This is a genomic window from Pantoea sp. SGAir0184, assembly GCF_043544755.1.
Window position 1 is genome coordinate 260,624 of sequence record NZ_CP028051.1, and the last position, 20,360, is coordinate 280,983.

Consider the following 20,360-nt stretch of genomic DNA (forward strand, 5'->3'; position numbering starts at 1 on the left):
TGAATTTGCACGATTATGCATGATAGCGTCTGTTTTGTCATCTTCAGGAGGCAAGCTATGCAGCAGAAAATACGCAATATCCGTGAGCAGCTGTTGTCCGACAACTGGTACACCCTGAAAAAATACACCTTTGAATTGCAGCGCCGTGACGGCTCGTGGCAGAAGCAGCAACGTGAAGCGTATGACCGCGGTAATGGTGCCGTCGTGCTTCTCTATAATCGCCAAAAGCGCAGCGTGGTGCTGACCCGCCAGTTTCGCTTGCCGGTTTTCATTAATGGTCACCAAGGTTTTTTGATTGAAGCGGCTGCCGGGCTGCTCGATAACGCTTCGCCGGAAACCCGCATTGTCGCGGAGGCAGAAGAAGAAACCGGTTACCGGGTGCAGCATATTGAAAAAGTCATGGAAGCCTTTATGAGTCCGGGTTCGGTTACCGAGAAACTCTATTTCTTTATCGCCGAATATGCTGATGACGATCGCCAGAGCAAAGGCGGTGGCCTTGCCGATGAGGGCGAGGATATTGAAGTACTGGAATGGCCTTTGACTCAGGCCCTGAGCGCAATTCGCAGCGGGGAGATTATGGATGCGAAAACCATCATGTTACTGCAATACGTTGCCATGAATGTCCATTTTGAGGAGCCAATACCATGCTGATCCTGATTGCCGGCCCTGTGCGCAGCGGCACCGAAGGAGACCCGGCCTTAATTCACGCCAATATACAAAAATTAGATGAAGCCGCTCTGCAGGTTTATCACAGAGGGCATACGCCGGTGATTGGAGAATGGCTGGCATTACCTCTTGCCGCCGCCGCAGGTTCAAAGGCAATCGGTGATGAAATCAGTGAGGCTTATCTTTATCCGGTTGCACATCGGCTTATTCAACATTGCGACGCGATCTTACGTATGCCGGGCGCGTCGCACGGCGCCGATAACGATATACGGATTGGCAGAGAACGCGGGTTAAAAATTTATACTGACATAGATGAGATTCCGATTGGGTGATTATGCTTTCACTGGATGGCGACGATGCCAGCGCGGCCATTCAGGCTTATGGACATTTGGCTTGTCGCCGTCATTCAAACACGAGTATTTTTCGCGAATAAAACAAACTCATTGATGCTGGGGAAATATGCCACTATTGCTGATGGCGGTTTCTCTGCATCGTCTGTTGCAGTGATTCATAACTTACCGCAGCGATGTCGGCTGCTGGCACACAATGAAGGCATTATTTATGCGTGATTCTGCATCTACATCCATCGGTCTGCTGCTGTTCCCTGCGCTTACGCAGCTTGACCTGACCGGTCCGTTTGAAGTCTTTGCGCGGGCACCAGACACGAAAGTGCATCTCATCTGGAAAAATCTGGACCTTGTGGTGTCAGACCGGGGGATGGCGATTCAGCCAACCACCACGTTCGACGCGTGTCCCGCGCTGGATATAATATGTATTCCCGGCGGGCCGGGGCAGATAAACCTGATGGAGGATGAAGAAGTCCTGTCGTTTATCCGGGCTAAAAGTAAACAGGCGAAGCTGGTAACGTCAGTATGCACCGGATCGCTTGTGCTGGGCGCGGCCGGGCTTCTTGAGGGATATAAAGCGACGACGCACTGGGCTTCGCTGGATCAGCTGGCGCTATTGGGCGCAGAGCCAGTAAATGAGCGTGTTGTACGCGACCGCAACCGTATAACGGGCGCCGGTGTGACTTCAGGTATCGATTTTGCCCTCAGCGTCGTATCAGAGATGTTCGGACCGGATATCGCGCAAAACATTCAGCTGCATATGGAATATGACCCTGCCCCGCCCTTTGACTGTGGCTCGCCCCGCTCCGCATCTGAAGAACAGCTGAAAAAAGCTCAGCAACAGGTTGCGCCATTTATTGAAAAGCGGCGGCAGGCGACGCTGAAAGCCGCAGCCAGACTACAGAAATAACGGGCCGGCACGGAGCGGACTTCCCCACCGACGAATGCCTCGATGAGCGAAAAACGGACATACAGGTAAGAGTAAATAGGCTTCGGTCGTCATAAATTTATTTTGTATTAAACAACTCGTCCTTCAGAAATTACACCGTTAAGTGGATTGCGATGATAGGGTTACCTCCTTGCCACATTAAGAGGAAAGGCGAATGATTGTAAGAACCTGGCACGGTTGTGTTCCGCTTAAACACGCTGAAGATTTTGCGAAACACCTTGAGAAGACAGGTGTGGAACATTCACGAAGCATTGCCGGGAATATAGGCGCTTATGTGCGCAGAGAAACACAGGGTGACTGGGAGCATTTCTTTCTGGCAACTTACTGGAAGGATCTGCAGTCAGTAAAGACCTTCGCGGGAGAAAACTATCACGTGGCAGTGACGTATCCGGATGACGAACAATTTGAGTTACTTTCAGATCCATACGTTTTTCAGCACACCGTGGAAACCGTTTTACCGCTTTAGCCCCCTTTTCAGGGCGACTTAACGGTTGTCCTGATTCGTCTCTAAGTTGATTCGAAGCGTCAATGTCCGCTTTGCGCGACGAGCGGACATTTCTCTCAATAGTCACGAGCCGGCAGGTACCCCCCTGGATTCAGAGGCTAAGCAGTGGAATGCCCGCGTTCAGAGTGAGTCCCAGACATGTCCGGCTTATTACATTACTGATATTTCAGAAATGAGGTGATGGTTAAGATTGCCGCCTCGTTCTATATTTCAATCAGGCAACACATACTATTAAGGACATCAGTCATGCTCACGCAACGCACGCTCAAAACAACCTTTGCTCTGTTGATTGGTTTCGCCGTTTTTGTTGCACCGGCTTATGCAAACCCTGGCAATGGCAATGGCAATGGCAATGGCAATGGCAATGGCAATGGCAATGGCAATGGCAATCACGGTAATAATGGCGCGCACGGAAATAAAGAGCAGGGTTACGCATCGTCGAAAAACGAACATGGACATCGCAAGAACGCCCGGCACCCCGATCATGTTCAATCTGATATCAGCTTCTCTCAGGCACGAGCGCTCGCCGTCAACTATGGTTTGGTAGGCTATCAATCTCTGCCACCGGGAATCGCTAAGAAAGTGGCGCGTGGGAAAGCATTGCCACCGGGTATTGCTAAGAAAAATTTGCCAGCATCCATGATAAATGCGCTGCCTTACTACCCGGCTACGAGTGGCGCGCGGTTGGAGATGATTTAGTGCTTATTGCGTTGAGCACAGCAGTTGTGACCGCCGTGATTAACGGTGTGTTCAACTAACCACAGACTGCAAGCCCGGCTAAAAGAGATCGCCGGCAAAGTCATGTATACGCAAACAACCTGTTTCCCGAATTGCTTGCAAACCAAACGGATGATGTCCGCTTTTCGCTCAAAGCGGACATCGGTCTGTTCGTCAATTCGTTCTATGGCAAAAGCCGATGTTTACGATTATCCGACTCAAATGCCCCCAGACGAAACTCACATACTGCTGTATTTAGCGGCTATTTACTGAGTGGGAAAAGGTGAATCAAATTAGCGGCCAGGGGATAAATACCTAATGATCGCGTTGAAGCCCTGAGGTCGTCAATGGAGGCGCCTTCTTTCGGCATGCTTCCTCCCCACACCGTAATTCCTTCCGAAAGATGTGACGGACGCTGCTGGCTTTCGTCACTAATTTCAACAGTTTCACCATTACTTAATGTGATAATCAAAGACGCAACATCCTGTGTTTCGGATGTTCCATTTTCTTTTTTAAGTGTAATTTTCATTAGCCTTTTCTCCGTCATGATCATTTATATGGCTATAATACCAGGCGTTTGGCTCCCTCGCACGATTATTACTTAAATGTTGTGTTCCCTTCTCGCTCATCGCGGATATTTGCGAATTATAAAAATGATAATTAAAAAAATTTGGTTATTACAAAGTTGAATAATCCGTTATCTCTTTCATGCCTGATAAATAACTTTAGCTGAGGAGGAATGTTGTCAGACGATGGCCAAAATGCCTCGAAGCTTGATATCGCCCTGTTGTGTCAGGTGATCTTTGTGCGGCTTCGTGCCTTGCGAAAGAGATGCTGCGCATGTGCATCAAACTGGATGAGCAGTGGGCAAATCTCTGCCGGATTTACGCTGATATGTCATTAATGTGGTCATGCAAGAGATAGCCAGCCACAGACAGGCAGTTTTCGTTCTCCCTCTTCCCACCGCCTGAATGTGTCTTAGCTCTTCTGAGTTACCTGGCTTTCAGGGTTTCAGAATAACTTTCGTCCAGCCATTGTCACGATCATCAAAATGCTTATAGCCTTCGGCAGCATCTGCCAGAGCGAGACGATGCGAGATGATCTGCGCCGGATTGGCTCTGCCCTGATGGATAAGCCTTGCGAGCTGGCGGTTGTACGCTTTGACATTACACTGACCGGTCTTGATTGACTGACCTTTAAACCAGAAATTCCCAAAATCGAATGGCACTTTACCCTCTTTGGCCAGGTCGGTCGCGCCTCCGGGATCCTGCGGAACAAAAACGCCGACCGCACCGATGCCGCCCGTGGCCTTAGTTGACGCGACAAGACTGTTAAGCGTGGCAGAGTTATCCTCGTGGCCATGCTTATTGCAACATTGATACCCCACACACTCACAACCGCAATCCGTGCCGCGCCCGTCGGTTAACTCGAGAATTTTGTTTACAGCCTCATCGCCCACCCCATTGATCGCTACTGCGCCCAGCTGTTCGGCCAGCGCCAGTCTGTCCGGATGGGTATCAACCACAAACACCTGCGATGCGCCTTTAATCATGGCCGAGTGAGCCGCCATCAGGCCGACCGGGCCTGCACCATAAATCGCCACATTTTCTCCGGGGCGCAATCCTGCCAGTTCAGTGGCATGCCAGCCGGTGGGGAAGATGTCGGAAAGTAAAACGTAGTCCTCCTCTTTTTCTACCGCATCCGGCGGCAGCACCAGACAGTTAAAGTCAGCATAGGGCACACGCAGTAACTCCGCCTGGCCGCCATCCCACTCGCCCATTTCAGCAAAGCCATAGGCGGCCCCGGCCGTACCCGGATTTGCCGTCAGGCAGTAGCCGGTTAACCCTTTCTCGCAATTTTCACAGAATCCGCAGCCGACATTAAAGGGCAGGCAGACATAATCGCCAACTTTGACCCGCTCAACCGCGCTGCCGATTTCAATGACTTGCCCCAGATTTTCATGGCCAAAGATGCGACCCTGTTCGAAGCTGGTGCGTCCTTCGTACATATGCAGATCTGAACCGCAGATATTGGTGGTGGTAATACGGACAAGCACATCGGTAGGGCGAACGATTTTGGGATCCGGAACCTCTTTGACTGAAACGTCAAAAGGTCCGTTATAGACAACTGCTTTCATGGTGTTCTCCTCACGTGCATGATCAGTTATGAAGGCTGCGGCTGCGTGACGCTTTGCTGTCGCCGCCCTCTCAGTGATGCTGCTTTTTCAATCAAACGGCTTGGTTGAATGTGTAAGTGTAGAACAGCGCATGAAGTCACCCGGGAGTATTAATATTATGTAACTCTATGAATTGTAAGCACCGTTTCGCTAAACGTCTTTTGTCTCCGCCTTCTTCCAGACCCCTGGCGCACCACACCGCTACGCTGACTTAGCCTTGCGCTGAATCCCGTAACAGCTATTGTCCTCAACCTCTGCCTGGTTTGAGTACCACATGAAAAAGCCCACTCCAGGGTGGGCTTAAGCGTACACACGGTGACCAGCGTCATGCAATTAATCAAATATACCGGAGGGGCAGTAATTACCTTCCCAGCCAACTATCTTAGCGCCTGGATCCAGATCTCTCACCGATACGCTATCCCCGCCAAATTCGGAGCCAGTGACGACGATATCGTAATCATGATTTGGCTGAGGAATGAATCTGGTGGAGACAGATCGTTCTGTATTTTGGTAGTAGCCCGGCTGAGTCCAGTAATGAATTATACTTATCAGTTGCCCCGGCTTGATCGTAAATTCATTTATGAAAGCCCCCTTATTGTTACTTGATTCTGGCATTCCGATTTTTTTATTTCCTGACACAGGAATACCGAGAATAGCCAGACCAGCTGTAACCCGGCGCTCTAAAACTTTTTTATAACAGCCACTCGGCTGTTTTTCGTAAAATTGCAGGGCTGTATTGCCCTCAGATGCAGCACGAACCCTGGCTGAATCTGAACCTTTATAGTCTTCCAGAGAAGGCCTAAACCCAGCCGAACATCCACTTAACAACGTTACTATTATTCCCGTAATGACCAGTTTTCCATACATGCGCATCTCCTTACGTTTCTGTCGCTCCTGTTTTTATCGGCCTGTGGGTGTGAAATCTTTAACAGATATTAAGCCAGCCATCCGGGGATAATCTGTCCCTGATATACCTGCCTGACACCTGCACAGTGTCGGCTCCCGGCACCAAACGGCCCTACCCCTGCGAACTCCGTTATCAACAACACGCTGCCATCACAGCTAAAGCAAAGCATCAGGTGATTATTGAGACTTAACCTGTTAGTTTAAAACGATGAAAACTTGCTCAGCCCTGTCTTCCGCAATCATTATTATCACCTTGCACGTTCAGGTGGGATAACGTTTGCCATTTTCCCGCCGGTAAGGCGGGCCTTACCGGTAATCAACCAGTGAGGTCAGCCATGAACACCACCGATGTCGCATCACCTGAAAAAGCCACGCTTCACCTGTTATGTGGAAAAATTGCGTCGGGTAAATCTACGTTATGCGCAAAATTAGGCGCTGCACCGCGCACTATCATTATCAGTGAAGATCGCTGGCTTGCAGCGCTCTATGCCGATGAAATGCACTCGGTCGCGGATTACTTGCAGTATTCTTCTAAGCTCAGATATGCCATGAAACCGCATCTGGTATCATTACTTAACGCGGGGATGTCGGTAGTCCTGGATTTTCCGGCTAATACACCCGCCAGTCGTGAATGGATGCTGAGTATCATTAAAGCATCAGGTGCTGCTAACCACCTGCATTTCCTTAACGTCCCTGATGAGGTGTGTAAGAGCCGATTACGTGCCCGTAACGCAGCCGGCACCCACGATTTTGCCGCTTCAGATGATCAGTTTGAAATCATAAGCCGTCATTTCTCAGCACCAGCGGCTGATGAAGGTTTCAATATTATTGAATACCGCTCTTAAGCCGCCGGGTTGCGGCTTATGAGGTGCTAATTCCATGACGCAGCCGGATTCTGCGCCATTAAACGGCGCCGTTTGCTCATCAAGGCTGGTTACCCCTCTCCCCTGCCGATTTGCCAGATGCCGGTTGGCGGGGTGCCGTTGACTTTCCAGTCACCGATGTCGCGCGCTTTGTAGATCACCGGGTTATGCGACGAGACGGTGCGCGCATTGCGCCAGTGACGATCCAGCGCTTTGCTGACGCGCGTATCCGACGCGCCAAGCGCATTAAACAATTCAGTGGCAGCACGCGGCACCAGCTCGCTGGCGATCACCTGCGCCTGTCCGGCCTCGGCTTCCGCCAGGTTGTTGATGGCGGCGATGGCCGCTTCATCGGCACTGACGTGCGCTTCATACGCTGATTGCAGTGAATGGGTTGCGCGAATCACCGTGGCTTCGACGGCAAATGCCAGACTGGTGATCTCGCCTACCACCTGCAGCACCTGCGCATCCTGCCGCGAGGCAGCTCCGTTGCCGTGACTGTAAACGCGGTTGCGTGCGGCAACGGCTGCCGCGCCGTCCCGCGCCACCGCGCGCGCAATGCCCGCCAGCGTTGCCAGCAACACGTGCTGGTAATACGCGGTCTGATAACGGAAGCGCGTGGCAAAATCATATACGTGCTGCGTCTCCACATGCGCGTGCTCGAAGCGCGTCGTGCCGCTGCCAGTCAGGCGCTGGCCAAATCCGTCCCAGTCATCTTCACGCGTGACGCCCGGCTGATGCGTATTCACCAGCGCGATCACGTCACCCTGATTGTCATCGCGACGCGCGTAAACATCTATCCAGTCGGCGAACAGCGCACCGGTGCTGTAAAACTTCTCGCCATTCAGCGTCCAGCCATTGGCGGCAGGCGTGACGCGGGTGATCACGTCGCCCAGCCTGACGTTGCCAATCTCCGTCCAGCCGCTGCCCACCAACTCGCCATCTACAAAACGGCGAAACCACGCATCGCGCTCCACATTGTCCGGCTGGTTGAGCCGGTCCTCGACAAACGCAAAGTGCGCGCGCAGCGCCTGCGGCAGGTTGGAATCCGCTTCCGCCAGCTCAATTAACAGCTGAAACAGCTGCGGCAGCGAGGCGCCCCAGCCACCTTTTTGCTGTGGAATACGCACCGTGCCAAAGCCGGCCTCCTTCAGCCACTGCAGTGGTTCATAAGGCAAGGTACGCGTACGCTCGCGTTCCGCTGCGCCCGCCGCGATGCGGGCAAACAGCGGTCGGAAGTGCGCCGCCAGCGTGTCATAGTCAGTACCGGTAGAGAGAATGCTCATGTTTTACTCCTGAGGGGAAAGATCGTCGATGTCGTGGCGGGTCGGTTCGTGACGCACCGCCAGCAGGAAAAAGATCGGAATGATGGCGGCCAGCGATACCACCCAGAACATGTTGGTGCCGAGCGCCGCCTGCAGAATCGGCAGAATGAACAGCGCCAGCGCACTGCCGATGCCCGACAGCGCACGACTAAAGCCGACACCGGTCGCGCGAATCGAGGTAGGATACGAGAGCGCCGGATAGACCATCAGCTGCGCGCCCGGGCCAAAGCCTTCAGCGAACAGCCACAGCCCGAGCATCAGCACCGCGAATACGATGCCCACTAGCGCCTGCGGGTGGCCAATCAACGCCAGCGCTACCAGCGCCAAAAACTGCAGCGCAAAGCCAGCGATCGCCACGTGGCGTGACGGATATTTCCACGCCAGGCGCATCCCCAGCAGCCCGCCGGTAAAGGCAAACAGCGCGTTCAGCCCCAGCGAAGCTGAGATAGTCTCGAACACACCGGCACCAAGAAATTGCGCCAGTATCGACGGCAGGAAGAAGGCGATGGCGGTGTACTCAAACGAAATACAGATATTCATTACGCCGGCAACGATGGTGCGTTCACGCCACGGCTTCTGGAACAGTACGCGAAAACTCACCTTCGGCGCCGCCGCCGCGGGTGGCGTTTCTGGTTCTGCTTCGTGTGCATGAATACCGTACGAATCACGCAGGATACGCACCGCCGAGGTCAGATCGCCCTGATTCGCGGCCCACAACGGTGATTCATTCATGAACTTACTGCGCACCGCGATGATCAACAGCGCAGGTACCGCGCCAAACAGCAGCGAGGCGCGCCACAGCCAGTCGAGATGATCTTTAGGCAGCAGAAAATAGAGGCCAAAAATCAGCAGGAAACACACAGTGGAAGCCGCATACCACATCGGGCACCAGGCCGCGAGCCGTGCGGCTTTGTTGCCTTTGCCGGCAAATTTAGAAAATTCCGCCAGATAAGACATCGCCACCGGCAGATCGATGCCTACGCCAATGCCCATCAGGAAGCGCGCGCCAATCAGCACCCAGACGTTGGGTGCTAAGCCCGCCGCAATCGCCGATACGACAAAAAACAGCATGTCGGCCATGAACACCGAATAGCGGCCGTACTTATCCGTCAGCCAGCCACCAATCAGGTTGCCGACGATGGTGCCGACCATGATGGATGAAGTGACCAGCCCGGTGGTGAACGGCGATAGCTGGAACTCGCGCACCACGTCATCGATGCCGTACGACAGTGTGGTCAGGTCGTAGGCGTCGAGGAACACGCCACCCAACGCGAGAAACACAATCATGCGCGCATAGTTGTTTTTGCTACTGCGGGTGTTGATCAGCCTTGCCACATCACTGACCGAACGTACCGGTTGCGAAGCCGGCAAGGTGTTTTCTAAAGGAAGAGTACTCATAACGCCTCACGTCTGTTTTTGTTGTGCAGGTGAGGTGGTTATAAGCGCTTTATGCAGGGAACCAAAGCAACAATATTTGCTATTAATTACAATATAATCAATAAGATAACAAAGACACCAACACTAAAACCCGGACGCGCAATGCGGGTCCGGGTAGCGTATTCGGCAGTAAAGTTATTCAGCAGAAACCGGCACCAGTACGCCTTTGACCAGCGGGTCATCGGTGGTTTTTAGCCACTGCTGCACGCGCGGATCGGCAAAAGCCTGCCTGAGTTTGACGATGTTCTCCTGCTCCAGGTAAGGCGTACCAATCACCAGCTGCGAGGCAAAGGTGCGCGGCGCGGGCGGGAACAGAATACCTTTGTCACGCGGGACTTTACCGGCGTCAAACTGCGACACATAACCAATCGCCGCATCGACCGAATTGAGCGCCCGCGGCATGGTCAGCAGATCCAGCTCTTTGAACACGAAACCGTGCGGATTACCGACAATGTTTTTCAGTTTGGCGGTGCGCGGTTCTACCGTTGGATCGAGGGTGATCAATCCCTGACGCGCCAGCAGCCAGAGCGCCTGGCCCTGATTCGCCCCATCGTCGGGCACCACAATGGTTGCGCCCTGCGGCAGATCCGCCACCGAGTGGTAGCGATCGGAGTAAATACCAAAGGCCCACTGGAACAGAGGCAGGCTGGAAGTGAGCTGGAAGCCGTTAGCATCGACCACCTGCTTCAGCCACCACTGATGCTGATAGACCGTCGCAGCATACTGCCCTTCTGCTACCGCACGGTCCGCCTGCACCGGATCCTGCACACCGACCGCCTCCAGCTTCAGGCCGTAGTCCGGCGCGATATGCTCACCCACATAGTCAATCAGCTTCTGTTCCCCGGCCATTGCCGGCTCATAATGCACTTTCAGCGTGGTGCCAAACACCACCGCCTGCGGCTGCTGGCTGCGCCACAACCAGCCAGCGACGGCCAGCAAAATGACCACTATAATCAGCAGCAGCCACGGCCAGCGGCGTGTTTTACGTAACTCAAATTCTTGTGTTGTCATAACGATGTCCCCTGAGGATGGCGCAAGGCCGCAACCAGCCGGTCGCCGAAAAATTGAATGGTCTGAATCAGTGCAATCAACACCACGATGGTGGCGATCATGATGTGGTTATCGAACCGCTGATAGCCATACACCACCGCCAGGTAGCCAATGCCGCCAGCGCCAATGGTGCCGGCGATGGCCGAGTACTCAATCATGGAGATCAGGTTGAGCGTGATGGCTGCGACAATCGCCGGCAGCGCTTCACTCAGCTGGGCGGAGCGGATGATCTGCCAGCGCGAACCGCCGCACACCAGCCCCACGGCGGTAACTTCTCCGGGCAGCTCGCGTAATGCGTTGTCGACCAGGCGGCCAAAGAAAGGAATCCCGGCGGCGATCATCGGTACCACCGCCGCCGGAATGCCGATGGTGGTGCCGGTGAGCCAGAAGGTAAACGGAATGATGGCCGCCATCAGCACCAGAAACGGTAACGAGCGCCCCATATTGACGATCCAGCTCAGCACCCGATGCACACCGCGCTGCGGAAACAGTCCGCGCGGCGAGGTGTTAAACAGCACCACGCCAACCACGCCACCGAGGCTCACCACAAACAGCATCACGATGCCGACCATCAACGCGGTTTCACCCAGCGCCGGCAACATCAGTGCCGGAATTTCAGGCCAGGGCGTGTCCTGGCTTATCACGGATACGCTCATACCGCCTCCCGTAACGGCGGCACGTTGACAGCAACGCTGGCCGCCAGGCCATACTGCTCCAGCTGCGTCAGCAACCGTGCCAGCGGCACCTGCTCCTGCTGAAAATGAATGCCCACCTGCAACCGTCCGGCCTGGATGCCATTGACCCGCTCGACATGCGCACCCAGCAGATCCACTTTTAAAGCGAACTGCTGGCTGATGCGCGAAATCCAGTCGCTGGCCACCGCGACATCAGTACGGTAGCTAAGCTGCAGCACCAGTCCGGCATCACTGACTTGTGCCGTCAGCGGCAGCAGCCGCTGGCCGAGCGCGCTGTCCGGCTGTGCCAGCAGCGCACTGACGGTGCCATACTGCACTATCTCTCCATTGCGAATCTCGGCAACCGCATCCGCCGCCTGACGTACGGCATCCATCTCATGGGTGATCAGCACGATTGCCAGCCGGTAGTCGTCACGCAGTTTTTTCAGCAGCTCAAGGATGGTGACCGTCGCTTCCGGATCGAGGCCGGAGGTGGCTTCGTCGGCCAGCAGTACAGAGGGACGTAGCGCCAGCGCGCGGGCAATACCAATGCGCTGCCGCTGCCCACCGGAGAGCTGGGCGGGAAAGGCGCTGGCTTTGTGGCTTAGCCCGACACTCTCCAGCAGCTCGCCGACGCGGGCGCGGATATCGCGCTCGACCACGCCGAGATAGCGCAGCGGCAGCGCGATATTTTCCCAGGCACTTTTACGCTGCAGCAGCGCGGAAGACTGAAATACCGTGCCGATAGCGCGACGCGCGCGGCGCAGCGCTTCGCCATCCAGCCGGGATAAATCGCTGCCGTTAACCCGGATGCTGCCGCCGCTCGGCTGCTCCAGCAGGCTGATGCATTTCGCCAGGGTAGATTTGCCGGCACCGCTCGGTCCGACCACCGCGGTGATGCTGGCTTCCGGCACCTGCAGCGTGATGTTTTTCAGCACGTCGGTGACGCGACCGTCCGGCGCACGGTAGTGTTTACTCAGGCGCTCGATTTCGATCATATGACCTCCTGCTGCTGCGCGCTGCGTACGCGATAGCCAGCACCCGGATGCGGCGCACTGAGCTGCGGCCCGGCGGCAAACAGCTTCTCGCGTAGCGTGCCCGCGGCGTAATCCTGTTTGTAAACGCCGCGTTTTTGCAGCTCCGGAATCAGCAGCTCGACCACATCCTCAAAGGTTTCATGGGTCAGCGCATACGCCAGGTTGAAACCATCCACGTCGGTCTCCTCTACCCAGCTCTGCAGCTCATCCGCCACCGTTGCCGCACTGCCTACCAGCAGCGGGCCAAAACCGCCGATACCCACCCAGTCAGCCAGCGCTTTCACCGTCCATTGACGATCGGGATCGGCAGTAGAGAAAGTTTCAACCGCTGACTGAATGGCGTTGGTGTGCAGGTATTTCAGCACCTGGTCCGGCTGATATTGTCCAAAGTCGATGCCGGTCCAGCCAGAAACCAGCGCCAGCGCGCCTTCGTAGCTGACCCAGTTTTTATACTCCTGCCACTTCGCCTGTGCCGCCCGATCGGTTTCACCGACAATCACCGTCTGCAGGTTAAAGATCAAAATACTGCGCGGATCGCGACCGGCTTCGGCTGCACGACGCCGGATGTCGGCCACGGTTTTCTTCAACAGCACTTTGGACGGCGCGGCGACAAACACACATTCTGCGTGCTCAGCGGCAAACTGTTTGCCGCGGCTCGATGCACCGGCCTGATACAGCACCGGCGTGCGCTGCGGCGAGGGTTCACACAGGTGGATGCCCGGTACGTTGAAGAACGTACCCTGATGGTTAATCGGATGGATTTTGCTGGGATCGCTGAAAATGCGACGCTGACGATCGCGCAGCACCGCATCCTGCTCCCAACTGCCTTCCAGCAGTTTATAGACCACCTGCAGGTACTCATCGGCATAGTCATAGCGGCTGTCATGATCGGTTTGCGCTTTATGACCAATGTTGCGCGCGCCGCTCTCCAGATAGGAGGTAACGATGTTCCAGCCAATGCGGCCTTTGGTCAGATGGTCCAGCGTCGACAAACGGCGCGCGAACGGATAAGGATGCTCAAACGACAGCGAGGCGGTTAAACCGAAACCAAGGTGCTCTGTGACCAGCGCCATCGGCGTAATCAACGCCAGCGGATCGTTCACCGGCACCTGAGTGGCCTGGCGTATCGCCGCGTCACCGTTGCCGTTCAGCACATCGTAAATGCCGAGCACATCGGCAATGAACAGGCCGTCAAACTTGCCGCGCTCGAGCAGGCGCGCCAAATCAACCCAGTATTCCAGATCTTTATACTGCCATGAGCGGTCACGGGGATGGGCCCAAAGTCCGGGCGACTGGTGACCAACACAGTTCATATCAAAGGCATTCAGGCGTATTTCGCGTTGCGATGGCATAGCAATCTCCATAGCGAGGCCGTGATCGTGCAGCGACCCGGCGTTCGTCAGTTAATTTTCAGGATGTTGAGTATTCAGGAGGCGGAAGGGGGACATCGCTCAGCGTGAGCGACAGGCAATACTTTAAGAATTTCATCCGCTACGGCGGCCGCGTGATCGGCCACCTGCGGCAATCCCATCAGCTCGCCAAATCGGGCGCGCGCCGCCGGGCCCACGACAAACAGGCGTGCATTGGGCTGGCCGTGCCGGTTGAGGGTGCGCGAGTGGTGATCCACATCAATGCCGAAGCCGAGCGCATCGGCGCGGATCAGGCCCTGCTCACTGAGCGATTGCAGCAGCGGCTGGCTGGTCGTCAGCGCTTCATGTCCCGGTCCGGTCGTGACAATCAGTTTATCCAGCACATGGTTTTGCCGGGTGCCATCGCGCTGACGCAGGGTGATTTCCAGCTGCTGCGGGTGAGCGTGAATCGCCACGAGGCGAGCGGCCAATACCTGCAGGCTACCCTGCTGCTGTCGCCGGGCGATGACGGCGGCGACCTGCGGGGCAATGCGATAGCGATGCACATCCCACCATGAACGCAGATGACGCGCAAAGCGTCGCTGTTCAGGCAGCGGAAGTGACTGCCAGATGGCTTGCCCCTGCACACGCACCTCATCAAGCACACGCTGCCACGGCAGCTGCTGCGCGGCAGCGCGAGCGACTTCATCACGAATATGCCGCAGCCAGCGACGCGCGCTGGGCTGAGGTTGCGCGCCCAGTGTCCACTCCGGCCATTCGCCGCTGAGATTGGCGCGTGACAGTTGTCCCCGCCGTGAGAACGCCAGCAGCGGCCCCTGATGCTGACGCGTCGCCAGCGAAGCCACCACGTCAGCCATGCTCAGGCCGGTGCCGACAATCGCCACCGATGCATCAGGCTCAACGCTATCCAGCACGCCTGGCTGCCACGGGTTGGCAATCAGCGCCGGATGGTCGGCAAACGGCTGTAGCATGCGTGGCAGCGACGGCGGTGGATGGCTGATGGCCAGTGCCAGGATGTCGCCAGTCAGGGTTTCACCGTTACTCAACAGCAGTTGTTGCCCTTCCCATGCCAGCGCACGCGCCTGAACGTGACGCAGAGTGACATGCGGATGCGCCTCAGCGGCGGCGGCAAACTGCTGCGCCAGATAGCGACCAAACAGCGCACGCTGCGGATACACCGCGCCATCGGCGCAGTGTGCTGCTGAGTCCAGTGAACATTCCGGCTGCTGACGATACCAGCGATCAAAGGCGCCCTGCTCTTCTCCACTGAGCTGCATACGCGCAGCCGGCACGTTGATGCGGTGTGCCGGTTCCGGCGTGGAATAGGCAACACCGGCGCCAAGGCTGGCGCGCGGTTCGACCACTGTAATCAGTAGCGGCGCGAGCGACGTGCGGGCAAGGTGAATCGCCAGCGCTGTGCCGCTGAAGCCCCCGCCGACAATAATGATGTGCGCTGCTGCCATCGCCTTCTCCTGCATCAGCTGGCGCTCGTCTGTTTCGCCGATGGGCGCTTATCGCCGCCGATGGTTTCACCAAACGGGCCAGTGTTAATGGTACGGGCGCGCTGCTGCTGACCGTGGGCCAGCGGTAACAGCGGCAGCAGCAATTCAGCCACGCGATGGGCCTCTTCCAGATGCGGATAGCCCGAAAGAATGAAGTTAGTCACCCCGAGCGCCTGGTATTCCCGGATGCGTTCAGCGACCTGCTGCGGGCTGCCCACCAGCGCGGTGCCGGCACCGCCGCGCACCAGTCCGACGCCTGCCCACAGATTCGGCGCAATGTAGAGATTATCGCGCGAACCGTTGTGCAGCGCACTCATGCGCGCCTGACCGGCGGAATCCATGCGGGCAAAAATCTTCTGCGCCTGAGCGATAGTGTCGTCATCCAGATGGGCAATCAGTTTATCCGCCGCCGCTCTGGCTTCTTCTTCGGTTTCACGCACAATCACATGCAGGCGGATACCGTACTCGAGTTTCCGGCCGCGTGACTCAGCGCGCTCACGCACGACCGTCAGTTTTTCTGCTACCTGCGCCGGTGGCTCACCCCAGGTGAGATAGGTGTCAATCTGCTGCGCCGCCACGTCGATCGCTGCCTCCGATGAGCCACCAAAGTAGAGCGGTGGACCGTTTTCCTGCACCGGTGGAAACAGCACCTCAGCGCCTTCAACCTGAATATGCTCGCCCTGATAATCCACTTTTTCGCCACGCATCAGCCGGCTATACACATCCAGAAACTCGCGAGTCACTTCATAACGTTCACTGTGGTTGAGGAAGATGCCGTCGCCTTTGTTCTCCACCGGATCGCCGCCGGTGACCACGTTAATCAGCAGACGGCCTTCCGACAGACGATCCAGTGTGGTAGCCATGCGCGCTGCCAGCGTGGGTGGCTGTAACCCTGGCCGTACGGCGACCAGATAGCGCAGCCGGCGCGTCATGGGTGCCAGCGCGGAAGCCACCAGCCAGGAATCCTCACAGCTTTTGCCTGTCGGAATGAGGACGCCGTAAAAGCCCAGATTGTCGGCGGCCAGCGCGACCTGCTGTAAATAGGCTAAATCAACCGGGCGTCCGCCTTCTGTGGTACCCAGGTAACGGCCATCGCCGTGCGTCGGCAGGAACCAGAAGACATTTATGCTCTCGTGCGCAGAATCGGCCATTATGCTTATCCTATATAACTTTATGAGAAAACGTTCATTCTTAACTTTCTATTTGGTTATATAGGCTTAAGCGAAAAGCATGCCAGCTTTTAACGAAACAGAGATTGTGCATTTTCAGTCAGTTAGGTCATCAGAGCGCGTAATATCTGTTGCAATTGCAACGCAACGCCAACAGCATTTGCTGCATATGCAACTGCTTATGCTTTTTTCCTGCTGTTCATTGCCACTTGCCGGGTTTAGCGTGATGGCAGACCTTTACAGGAGCCATCTCATGCTGACACCTTACAATCAACCGGATTCACCTCGCCTGGTCGACCCGGCATCGCTGGCTTTCCAGTCGCTGCTGGATAAATTCGCACCCACCGACGCCACGGTGCTGATTGTGGGCGAAACCGGCACCGGCAAAGAAGTGGTCGCCCGGTATCTGCATCACCACAGTCCACGCCGGCATGCCCCGTTTCTGGCCGTCAACTGCGGCGCCCTGACGGAAAGTCTGGCAGAAGCTGAATTGTTTGGACATGAGAAAGGTGCCTTCACCGGCGCGACTCAGGCGCACCCTGGCTGGTTTGAAGCGGCGCAGCGCGGCACGCTGCTGCTGGATGAGATCGGCGAACTGAGCCTGCCGCTGCAGGTTAAACTGCTACGCGTCCTTCAGGAGCGTGAAATTACGCGCGTCGGTTCGCGCAAGGCCATTAAAATAGACGTGCGCGTTATCGCCGCAACCCATGTCGATCTGGCGCAGGCAATTCGCGAACGGCGTTTTCGTGAAGATCTGTTCTATCGCCTGAACATCGCCGTTGTTCCCCTGCCACCGCTGCGCCAGCGTCGCGAGGACATCCCGCTGCTGGCACAGCATTTCCTCTCCCTGTACGCACGCCGCCTTGGCCGTCCGGCGCGTCGCCTGTCGCCTGACGCGCTGGAAGCGCTGCGCGATTACAGCTGGCCCGGCAATATTCGTGAACTGGAGAATACGCTGCACAATGCGGTGCTGCTCAGTCGCGATGAGACATTGACGCCGACGCAGCTGCGGCTGGCAGGTTACAGTGAACGTGGATACAGCGAAACAGACGATTCGACGCTGGATAGTTTTCTGCGCCAGCAGATTACACGCGAACCGCAACAGCTGTTTGATCGGGTGATTCAGAGTCTGATCAGTAACGCACTGGAAATAGCGGACAACAATCAGACGCAGGCCGCCACGCTGCTGGGCATTAGCCGGCACACGCTGCGCACGCATCTGGCACAGATGGGCGTTATAAAAGGGCGGCGCAAGTCTGCCGTCATGGCCTTCGCGCACGTTAGTGGGGCCGCGCGCCCTGAACGCGAGTTGCGCATCGGCTATCAGAAATTTGGCAATCTTGGCGTGTTGAAAGCGCGCCAGACGCTGGAACAGTGCTTCAATCAGCAGGGTATCAGCGTGGTGTGGAGCGAGTTTCCTGCCGGTCCGCAACTGTTGTATGCGCTGCAGAATAATGAGATTGATTTTGGTACCACCGGTGAAGTGCCGCCCATCTTCGCTCAGGCCAGCGGTAACACCGTGACTTATATCGCCTGGGAGCCACCGGCACCGGGCAGCGTCGGGATTGTGGTGCCACGCGACAGTACTATCCACAGCCTGGCAGATTTGCGAGGAAAGCGTATCTCGGTCAATAAAGGATCGAATGTTCACTGGCTGCTGTTGCAGCTGCTGGAGGAAGCCGGCATCGGTCTGGATGAAATTAAAGTGGTGTACACGCCGCCGAAATATCCGCTCACAGCCAGCGATTATCTGGCCGTTGATGCCTGGATGATGTGGGATCCGCTGCTGAGTGCCGCAGAAAGCAACGCCGATTTGCGCGTGCTGGAGAAGGGCGAAGGCCGGGTGCGCAACCACCAGTTTTATCTGGCGCGCCATGATTATGTGCAGCAGCATGACGATATCGTGCAGCAGCTGGTAACGAGCCTGCAGCAAACCGGGACCTTTATTGATCATCATCGCCATGAGGCCGCCACTATGCTGGCGCAGGAACTGGGGCTGGAGTTCGCAGCCGTGGAACGCGCCTTATCCCGTCGCAGCCACCAGACCCGGGCCATGGTTTTTCACGTCATCAAAGAACAGCAAACTATCGCTGACCGCTTTTATGCGCTCGGTTTGATTCATAAACCGGTGCGCGTGCGTGATGCGGTGTGGCAGTCGCCCAGCCAGACGGCGCTTATGGCATAGCGCCTACAGTAAAAGTTATCCACGTTTTCTGTGGATAACACATTGAATATCGTCTGGCTAAATCCCCGTTTTTCTCACGGCAGCATGAGGGTTTACTGTGAAATTCGGGCGATTTCAGCCTGAAATCCTGCTGATAAAAACACTGTTTTCAAACAGTTAGAGGTGAAATCGCCATGGCGAATATCGCCTGATTATGGCAGATTTGGTTAAGGATTCCTCCTGCTGCTTTCACTGTTGCTTTCGCATGCAGCAAAGCTGGCCATCATCAAAGCTTCAACCAGCGATGGCGCGGTTTCACCGTATAATATTGAGGGCTTGGCGATTTCAGCCTGAAATTCCGGCTAAGGTTGATTTGATTTCATGCGCTTAGCGCTGAAATCAGGCTGGCGAAGGATGAAATTACGGGGGAGAAATCAGGTGGGTGAGGTAACAATCTGTAGCGGCACGGTTCAGGTTGTACGGGATTGTGCTGCTACAGATTGCTGGTCATCGGAGGTAAAGCGCTACTACTGATTGAGATACTTATTCAGCGTCTCGGTGATAACCCGATCCAGCTCTTCCTGTAACTCTCTGGACTGGCGGTTAAACTCATAGCTAAACATGCGTCCGCGCATTTTCTTACGGGCGTAACGGTCTTTATCTGCGAAGGTCCACAACGGTGTCGCCACCACTTTATCTTTTGCCGGCGCCTGCACCAGCGTCTGGCTACCGTTACGGACCAGCCGCAGGATGCCATTCTTGACTTCATCTTCCGCCAGGCCTTCACGCGCACAGACGCTGTCCACATCCATGCCGATGGTTTCAATCAGAGCGTCTACCGTCTGACCGGTTTCCTGCAGTTTTTCGTAGGCCTGCAGCAGTGTTTTGTAGTCAGGATAGGTCAACTCTGAATGGTTCGGGAACAGGGTGACCAGCTCCAGCGGCACACTGGCAGCCTGCAGCGCGCGAGTCACTTTTGCCTGAGACAGCCCTTCACTCTGCGCAATCTCTTTTTGCGACAGACCGCTTTCTTTCAGTGACATCAAACGCATGCCGACTTCACGCAGATTATGCTCACGCGCGGTCTGGATATCCTGCGCCAGACGACGGGCTTCTTCGGCAGAGATGGCAACGTCGGTAACCAGCACATCCAGCCCGGTTTTACAGTGCAGCGCGGCCGCCCGACGACGCGAACCATCGAGGATTTCAATCCGATCGCCACGCTTCACGCCGATGGCCGGGAAGAACTGCTGCAGTTTAATGGTACGGATGATATCGCGCAGTGACTCTGGCGTGAGACCGGACTGGTCACGGCCGTTGGTTTCCATCACCACGTACGTACGTTCTTCTATCTCTTTAGCCGTGATGTGTTCCAGCGTGAACAGGGCGCGTTTACCGGTGGAAAGGATAAACGTCTGGGAATGACCATCCTCGCTGGGTTCATTTTGTAACGGGCTCTGGCTGAAGGTGCGGCCAATAGTGATTCTTTTTGCGCTCATAATA

General features: G+C 55.8%; 18 protein-coding genes and 1 pseudogene. 7 read left to right on the top strand and 12 right to left on the bottom strand.

Annotated features, from left to right (window positions below; genetic code table 11):
• The first annotated feature begins 57 nt into the window (after positions 1-57).
• From C1N60_RS21240 to C1N60_RS21260, 5 genes and pseudogenes are all read left to right on the top strand, one after another.
• Entirely contained in the window at positions 58-651 is a 594-nt protein-coding gene (locus C1N60_RS21240) for an NUDIX domain-containing protein (RefSeq protein ID WP_021508782.1), read from the top strand.
• Positions 645-998, top strand: coding sequence for an NUDIX hydrolase (locus tag C1N60_RS21245; protein ID WP_104093483.1), 354 nt, complete (start codon positions 645-647; stop codon positions 996-998). The genes C1N60_RS21240 and C1N60_RS21245 overlap by 7 nt, the downstream gene beginning before the upstream one ends.
• 229 nt (positions 999-1,227) lie before the next feature.
• On the top strand, positions 1,228-1,923 hold the full coding sequence (locus C1N60_RS21250; protein ID WP_104093482.1) for a DJ-1/PfpI family protein: 696 nt from the start codon (positions 1,228-1,230) through the stop codon (positions 1,921-1,923).
• A gap of 193 nt (positions 1,924-2,116) precedes the next feature.
• Positions 2,117-2,428, top strand: a complete 312-nt coding sequence (locus tag C1N60_RS21255; protein ID WP_088517478.1) for a hypothetical protein — start codon at positions 2,117-2,119, stop codon at positions 2,426-2,428.
• Positions 2,429-2,713: 285 nt separating this feature from the next.
• Positions 2,714-3,225, top strand: a pseudogene (locus C1N60_RS21260) (anti-virulence regulator CigR family protein).
• A gap of 221 nt (positions 3,226-3,446) precedes the next feature.
• On the opposite strand, the gene C1N60_RS21265 reads toward C1N60_RS21260, so the two are convergent.
• From C1N60_RS21265 to C1N60_RS21275, 3 genes are all read right to left on the bottom strand, one after another.
• Entirely contained in the window at positions 3,447-3,713 is a 267-nt protein-coding gene (locus C1N60_RS21265; protein WP_072208583.1) for a hypothetical protein, read from the bottom strand.
• Between the two features lie 474 nt (positions 3,714-4,187).
• Positions 4,188-5,321, bottom strand: coding sequence for a glutathione-independent formaldehyde dehydrogenase (locus tag C1N60_RS21270; protein WP_159377564.1), 1,134 nt, complete (start codon positions 5,319-5,321; stop codon positions 4,188-4,190).
• A 372-nt stretch (positions 5,322-5,693) separates the two neighbouring features.
• Positions 5,694-6,227, bottom strand: a complete 534-nt coding sequence (locus C1N60_RS21275; protein WP_394521971.1) for a hypothetical protein — start codon at positions 6,225-6,227, stop codon at positions 5,694-5,696.
• Positions 6,228-6,601: 374 nt separating this feature from the next.
• Between C1N60_RS21275 and C1N60_RS21280 the strand changes: the two genes are divergently transcribed.
• Positions 6,602-7,111, top strand: coding sequence for an AAA family ATPase (locus C1N60_RS21280; RefSeq protein ID WP_394521972.1), 510 nt, complete (start codon positions 6,602-6,604; stop codon positions 7,109-7,111).
• Positions 7,112-7,200: 89 nt separating this feature from the next.
• On the opposite strand, the gene C1N60_RS21285 is transcribed toward C1N60_RS21280, so the two are convergent.
• The 8 genes from C1N60_RS21285 to ssuD form a co-directional block, all read right to left on the bottom strand.
• Positions 7,201-8,415 carry an acyl-CoA dehydrogenase family protein gene (locus C1N60_RS21285; protein WP_125311067.1) on the bottom strand — a complete coding sequence of 405 codons (1,215 nt, stop codon included), beginning with the start codon at positions 8,413-8,415 and terminating at the stop codon, positions 7,201-7,203.
• Positions 8,416-8,418: 3 nt separating this feature from the next.
• Positions 8,419-9,852 carry an MFS transporter gene (locus C1N60_RS21290; RefSeq protein WP_152390888.1) on the bottom strand — a complete coding sequence of 478 codons (1,434 nt, stop codon included), beginning with the start codon at positions 9,850-9,852 and terminating at the stop codon, positions 8,419-8,421.
• A 174-nt stretch (positions 9,853-10,026) separates the two neighbouring features.
• On the bottom strand, positions 10,027-10,902 hold the full coding sequence (locus C1N60_RS21295) for a MetQ/NlpA family ABC transporter substrate-binding protein (RefSeq protein ID WP_058770426.1): 876 nt from the start codon (positions 10,900-10,902) through the stop codon (positions 10,027-10,029).
• Positions 10,899-11,597, bottom strand: coding sequence for a methionine ABC transporter permease (locus tag C1N60_RS21300; RefSeq protein ID WP_104093475.1), 699 nt, complete (start codon positions 11,595-11,597; stop codon positions 10,899-10,901). The genes C1N60_RS21295 and C1N60_RS21300 overlap by 4 nt, the downstream gene beginning before the upstream one ends.
• Positions 11,594-12,613 (bottom strand): methionine ABC transporter ATP-binding protein, encoded by a 1,020-nt coding sequence (locus tag C1N60_RS21305; RefSeq protein WP_262264142.1) that lies wholly within the window; start codon positions 12,611-12,613, stop codon positions 11,594-11,596. Before C1N60_RS21305 ends, C1N60_RS21300 begins: the two co-directional genes overlap by 4 nt.
• Positions 12,610-14,004 (bottom strand): LLM class flavin-dependent oxidoreductase, encoded by a 1,395-nt coding sequence (locus C1N60_RS21310; protein ID WP_058780980.1) that lies wholly within the window; start codon positions 14,002-14,004, stop codon positions 12,610-12,612. Before C1N60_RS21310 ends, C1N60_RS21305 begins: the two co-directional genes overlap by 4 nt.
• A 74-nt stretch (positions 14,005-14,078) precedes the next feature.
• Positions 14,079-15,485 carry an FAD/NAD(P)-binding protein gene (locus tag C1N60_RS21315; protein WP_394521973.1) on the bottom strand — a complete coding sequence of 469 codons (1,407 nt, stop codon included), beginning with the start codon at positions 15,483-15,485 and terminating at the stop codon, positions 14,079-14,081.
• Between the two features lie 14 nt (positions 15,486-15,499).
• Positions 15,500-16,675 carry an FMNH2-dependent alkanesulfonate monooxygenase gene (ssuD, locus tag C1N60_RS21320; RefSeq protein WP_260641056.1) on the bottom strand — a complete coding sequence of 392 codons (1,176 nt, stop codon included), beginning with the start codon at positions 16,673-16,675 and terminating at the stop codon, positions 15,500-15,502.
• 271 nt (positions 16,676-16,946) lie between these two features.
• Between ssuD and C1N60_RS21325 the strand changes: the two genes are divergently transcribed.
• Positions 16,947-18,878 carry an aliphatic sulfonate ABC transporter substrate-binding protein gene (locus tag C1N60_RS21325; RefSeq protein WP_394521974.1) on the top strand — a complete coding sequence of 644 codons (1,932 nt, stop codon included), beginning with the start codon at positions 16,947-16,949 and terminating at the stop codon, positions 18,876-18,878.
• 506 nt (positions 18,879-19,384) lie between these two features.
• Here C1N60_RS21325 and C1N60_RS21330 read toward each other — a convergent pair.
• Complete coding sequence (locus C1N60_RS21330) at positions 19,385-20,356, bottom strand: ParB family protein (protein WP_394521975.1); 972 nt, start codon at positions 20,354-20,356, stop codon at positions 19,385-19,387.
• Positions 20,357-20,360 lie beyond the last annotated feature (4 nt).

What these genes read in the sequence shown, in the direction of transcription:
- C1N60_RS21240 (WP_021508782.1), top strand. Translation starts at nt 58, where the DNA reads ATGCAGCAGAAAATACGCAATATCCGTGAGCAGCTGTTGTCCGACAAC.
- C1N60_RS21245 (WP_104093483.1), top strand. Translation starts at nt 645, where the DNA reads ATGCTGATCCTGATTGCCGGCCCTGTGCGCAGCGGCACCGAAGGAGAC.
- C1N60_RS21250 (WP_104093482.1), top strand. Translation starts at nt 1,228, where the DNA reads ATGCGTGATTCTGCATCTACATCCATCGGTCTGCTGCTGTTCCCTGCG.
- C1N60_RS21255 (WP_088517478.1), top strand. Translation starts at nt 2,117, where the DNA reads ATGATTGTAAGAACCTGGCACGGTTGTGTTCCGCTTAAACACGCTGAA.
- C1N60_RS21265 (WP_072208583.1), bottom strand. Translation starts at nt 3,713, where the DNA reads ATGAAAATTACACTTAAAAAAGAAAATGGAACATCCGAAACACAGGAT.
- C1N60_RS21270 (WP_159377564.1), bottom strand. Translation starts at nt 5,321, where the DNA reads ATGAAAGCAGTTGTCTATAACGGACCTTTTGACGTTTCAGTCAAAGAG.
- C1N60_RS21275 (WP_394521971.1), bottom strand. Translation starts at nt 6,227, where the DNA reads ATGTATGGAAAACTGGTCATTACGGGAATAATAGTAACGTTGTTAAGT.
- C1N60_RS21280 (WP_394521972.1), top strand. Translation starts at nt 6,602, where the DNA reads ATGAACACCACCGATGTCGCATCACCTGAAAAAGCCACGCTTCACCTG.
- C1N60_RS21285 (WP_125311067.1), bottom strand. Translation starts at nt 8,415, where the DNA reads ATGAGCATTCTCTCTACCGGTACTGACTATGACACGCTGGCGGCGCAC.
- C1N60_RS21290 (WP_152390888.1), bottom strand. Translation starts at nt 9,852, where the DNA reads ATGAGTACTCTTCCTTTAGAAAACACCTTGCCGGCTTCGCAACCGGTA.
- C1N60_RS21295 (WP_058770426.1), bottom strand. Translation starts at nt 10,902, where the DNA reads ATGACAACACAAGAATTTGAGTTACGTAAAACACGCCGCTGGCCGTGG.
- C1N60_RS21300 (WP_104093475.1), bottom strand. Translation starts at nt 11,597, where the DNA reads ATGAGCGTATCCGTGATAAGCCAGGACACGCCCTGGCCTGAAATTCCG.
- C1N60_RS21305 (WP_262264142.1), bottom strand. Translation starts at nt 12,613, where the DNA reads ATGATCGAAATCGAGCGCCTGAGTAAACACTACCGTGCGCCGGACGGT.
- C1N60_RS21310 (WP_058780980.1), bottom strand. Translation starts at nt 14,004, where the DNA reads ATGCCATCGCAACGCGAAATACGCCTGAATGCCTTTGATATGAACTGT.
- C1N60_RS21315 (WP_394521973.1), bottom strand. Translation starts at nt 15,485, where the DNA reads ATGGCAGCAGCGCACATCATTATTGTCGGCGGGGGCTTCAGCGGCACA.
- ssuD (WP_260641056.1), bottom strand. Translation starts at nt 16,675, where the DNA reads ATGGCCGATTCTGCGCACGAGAGCATAAATGTCTTCTGGTTCCTGCCG.
- C1N60_RS21325 (WP_394521974.1), top strand. Translation starts at nt 16,947, where the DNA reads ATGCTGACACCTTACAATCAACCGGATTCACCTCGCCTGGTCGACCCG.
- C1N60_RS21330 (WP_394521975.1), bottom strand. Translation starts at nt 20,356, where the DNA reads ATGAGCGCAAAAAGAATCACTATTGGCCGCACCTTCAGCCAGAGCCCG.